The sequence below is a fragment of the Streptomyces sp. PA03-1a genome (assembly GCF_033792805.1).
GTDB lineage: Bacteria > Actinomycetota > Actinomycetes > Streptomycetales > Streptomycetaceae > Actinacidiphila.
This window is the reverse complement of the sequence record NZ_JARAVO010000412.1, coordinates 1-3,925: the sequence shown is the minus strand read 5'-3', so window position 1 is coordinate 3,925 and position 3,925 is coordinate 1. Positions and strand designations below refer to the sequence as shown.

The window sequence follows — 3,925 nt, the reverse complement described above, 5'->3', positions numbered from 1 at the left end:
TCCGACGAGCGGCTCCTCACCTCCTGACACGGTCGCGGCGGAGGGTCCGCCGCCGCGACCGTGTCAGGAGGTGAGGAGCCGCTCGTCGGACGGTGCGGGGGAGGGCGAGGGGAACCCGTCGCGGTACTGCACCGCGATCATGGCGATGTCGTCGTCGAGCGTGATGGCGCCGCCGCCCACGTGCAGGGAGAGCCCGTCGAGCACGTGCTGGAGCAGTTCCTCCGGACGGGAGCCCGGCCAGTCGGCCACGTGGGCGCCCAGGTCGTAGAACTGGCCGTCGTCGTTGCGGGCCTCGATGGCGCCGTCGGTGTAGAGCAGCAGCGTCGCCTCACGGCCGAAGGGGAAGGTGTCGACGACGTAGTCCTCGGCGTTCAGGCTCCCCAGGCCGAGCGGGGGAGAGGGCACGGCCGGGGCCAGCAGCAGGGTGTCGGACCGCTGCGCCATGTAGGGCGGGGGGTGCCCGCAGGTGACCATGTGGATCTCGGCGCAGCCGTCGGGGACCTCCAGGACCAGCGCAGTGATGAACCGTTCCACGGCGTCGCTGTCGGTGCGGCCGGTCTCCTCGAAGTGGCCGCGCACCGCGTGCTCCAGGTCGGCCACCAGCTCCGGGAGCGAGCCGAACCTGCGGGCGGCCCCCCGGAACGCCCCGAGCAGGGCCTCCGCGTCCTCGACCGCCGGCAGCCCCTTGCCCTTGACGTCCCCGATCAGGAAACGGACCCCCGCCGCGCTCCGGGCCACCGCGTACAGGTCCCCGCCGATCTGCGCGTACGGATGGGAGGCGTGGTACGTGGCCCGCACGAGCAACGGCCCGATGCGCGGGGGCAGCGGGCGCAGCAGGACGCGCTGGATGGTGTCGGACACGATCCGCACCTCCATCAGCTCCCGGACGCTGCGGTCCCGGATGCTGCGGGAGGCGATGACGAAGGCCGAGACGAGGAGGATCTCCAGCTGGTGGACGGCGGGGATGGAGGTGCCCAGCAGGTTGTCGTGGACGTCCAGCACGAAGGCGGCGACGCAGGACAGGGCGGCGCTCAAGGTCGTCGTCCCCGGTCCCGCCAGCACGGCCGTGGTGGCGGGGACCACCACCATCAGCGAGGCCAGGTGCTCGGTGGGCGGCAGTACGAAGCCGGTGACGACGATCGCGCCGATCATGAACAGGGCCAGCGCCAGTGGCCCGTGGCCCTGGGTCACCTGCGTCACCCAGGAGGGGCCGGGCCCTGAGCCCGGCGCGGCCGCCCGCCGCCCGGGCAGCCGCCACAGGCGGTGCGTGAGACTGCCCTTCATCGCGGCTCCGGGTCCCTGACGGGGCCGGGGGCCGCGGCGCGAAGGTCGTCCTCCACCGCTGGCGCTCCCATACACCGAATGTACGCCCGGCAAACATCTCCGGTCATCGCACCGCTTAATGGCAGCATTCGGAAAAAGCGGACGGAGCGAGGGAGGGCGGCGGTGCGCCCTCCCCGGAGGCCGGGGACCGTCAGCCTGTGAACGCCTCGACCAGGGTCCAGACGGCCAGGCCCGCCATGCAGGCGCCGCCGATGCGCTGGACGGTCTTCAGCGGCACCTTCTTGGCGATGAACCGGCCCACCACCAGGGCCAGGGCGGAAACCGACATCAGGGCCGCGGCCGAGCCGACGGCTGTGGGCAGCCAGCCGTTGGTGGCGGCGAGGTTGGCGGTGGTGATCTGCGTGAGGTCGCCCCACTCGCCGATGAAGACGGCCATGAAGGCGGTGGAGTACACCGGCCAGAAACCGGTCACGGTCCTGCCGGCCTCGTCGTGGTCGTCGTCGCCCCCGCTCCGCAGAAGCATCACGGCGCCGAAGGCGAACAAGGCGGCGGAGACCAGCTTCACGGCCATGTTCGGCAGCATGCTGATCAGGCTGCCGGCGCCCACCGCGATGGCCACGTGCACGATGAAGGCGGTCGAGGTGCCGAACCAGACGTACAGCGGGCGCATGCGCGTGCCCATCGCCAGTGAGGCGAACATCGTCTTGTCCGGGAGCTCGGCGAGGAAGATCAGCCCGAAGGCGGTGACGAGCGCCAGGGGGTCGAAGGTCATTCCGGTGCTTTCTGCTGGGGCCGGACCGCGGACTCGACGGCACCCAGGGGGCGACGGGAAGCGCCAACGGCCCGGCACGACGGTGCGGCCCGCACGTCGGTGCGGACCACGTCTTGCCTTGGCCGAAGGTCTCGTCCACCCCCGCACCCGGTGCGGCGGCCCGGTGGCCGGGACGTCCAGGACGTCCAGTGTGTCGACCAGCCGGTATTGCGGGACTACTCCCCTTCGCTGCGGCCCAGTGTACCCAACGCGCGGATCGTCCCCGCCGGCCCGGCGGCGGACGTGCGCGCCCTTGTGCGACGCCCGCCCGTTCGGTCGGCGGCGCGGGATACTGGCCGCATGAAGCTGACGGTGTTCTGGGAACGGATGCGCACGCACTTCGGCGAGACGTACGCCGATTCCTTCGCGCGCGACCACGTGATGTCCGAGCTCGGCGGCCGGACCGTGCACCAGGCACTGGACGAGGGCTGGGAGACCAAGGACGTGTGGCGGGCGGTCTGCGCGGCCGTCGACGTTCCGGCCTCGCGCCGCTGATCACGGGGTGGGACTGGGGTCGTGGCGGGAAGCGACGAGACGATAGCCGGGGCGGCCGCGGGTCCGCGGACGCCGGGGGAGCCCGGGGACCCGGGACGCGGAACGGGTGCCGGGGAGGGCGCGGGGGGTTCCGCGATGCCGCGGTGGCTGCCGAAGGCGATGCTGCTGGCGATCGCGCTGCTGGCCGCCTTCCAACTGGCGAACTGGGCGTTCCATCAGGTCATCGGGTTGCTGGTGAACATCCTGCTGGCCTTTTTCGGCGCCCTGGCGATCGAGCCGGCGGTGGACTGGATGGCCGCGCGCGGCATGCGCAGGGGGTGGGCGACCGGGCTGGTGTTCCTGGTCGTGCTCGCCGCGGGCGGGATCTTCGTGGTGCTGCTCGGTTCCCTGCTGGTGGACCAGATCACCTCGATCGGGCGCAATCTGCCGGAGTACGTCGACGACGTGGTCGTGTGGGTCAACCACACCTTCGGCACCGACCTGTCCGTCGGCAAGGTGCAGGAGAACGTGCTGCACTCCGACTGGCTGCGCACCTACGTGCAGCGGCAGGCGGGCAACGTGTGGGGGCTGTCGGCGACGGTCCTCGGCGGGGTCTTCCAGGTGCTGACGATCAGCCTGTTCACCTTCTACTTCGCCGCCGACGGGCCCCGGATGCGCCGTGCCGTGTGCTCGGTGCTGCCGCCCGCCCGGCAGGCCGAGGTGCTGCGGGCCTGGGAGATCGCGGTGGCCAAGACCGGCGGCTACCTGTACTCGCGGGCGCTGATGGCGCTGATCTCGGCCGTCTCCCACTACGTGCTGTTCGTGGTCATCGGGGTGCCGTACGCGCCGGCGCTGGCGGTCTGGGTCGGCGTGGTCTCGCAGTTCGTGCCGACGGTCGGCACGTACCTGGCGGGGGCGCTGCCGATGCTGATCGCGTTCACGCAGGACCCGTGGGACGCGGTGTGGGTGCTCGGCTTCGTCGTGGTCTACCAGCAGTTCGAGAACTACGTGCTGCAGCCGCGGATCACCGCGCGCACCGTCGACATCCACCCCGCGGTGGCCTTCGGGTCGGTGATCGCCGGCACGGCGCTGCTGGGGGCGGTGGGCGCGCTGGTGGCGATCCCGGCGACGGCGACGCTGCAGGGCTTCCTCGGGGCGTACGTGAAGCGGTACGCCGTCACGGACCCGCGGGCGCACGGGCCGCAGCGGCGGCCGCTGTTCCGGTTCCGGTCGCGCCGGACCGGCCGGGGGAGCGGCCCGGGCGACGGGCAGGGCACCGGTCCGGGCGGTGACGGGCCGGGCGACGGACCGGAGGGGCCCGCGGGGGCGTGAGGGACCGGCGGGACGGCCGGAACG

General features: G+C 72.4%; 4 protein-coding genes. 2 read left to right on the top strand and 2 right to left on the bottom strand.

The window, feature by feature from the left end:
• Positions 1–63: 63 nt before the first annotated feature.
• Positions 64–1,284, bottom strand: a complete 1,221-nt coding sequence (locus PV341_RS44170; RefSeq protein WP_500360881.1) for a PP2C family protein-serine/threonine phosphatase — start codon at positions 1,282–1,284, stop codon at positions 64–66.
• Positions 1,285–1,474: 190 nt separating this feature from the next.
• Positions 1,475–2,056, bottom strand: a complete 582-nt coding sequence (locus PV341_RS44165; RefSeq protein ID WP_499514386.1) for a TMEM165/GDT1 family protein — start codon at positions 2,054–2,056, stop codon at positions 1,475–1,477.
• A 339-nt stretch (positions 2,057–2,395) separates the two neighbouring features.
• Here PV341_RS44165 and PV341_RS44160 point away from each other — a divergent pair, with 339 nt between their 5' ends.
• On the top strand, positions 2,396–2,590 hold the full coding sequence (locus PV341_RS44160) for a DUF3046 domain-containing protein (RefSeq protein ID WP_499514387.1): 195 nt from the start codon (positions 2,396–2,398) through the stop codon (positions 2,588–2,590).
• Between the two features lie 135 nt (positions 2,591–2,725).
• Positions 2,726–3,901 (top strand): AI-2E family transporter, encoded by a 1,176-nt coding sequence (locus tag PV341_RS44155; RefSeq protein WP_500360879.1) that lies wholly within the window; start codon positions 2,726–2,728, stop codon positions 3,899–3,901.
• Positions 3,902–3,925 lie beyond the last annotated feature (24 nt).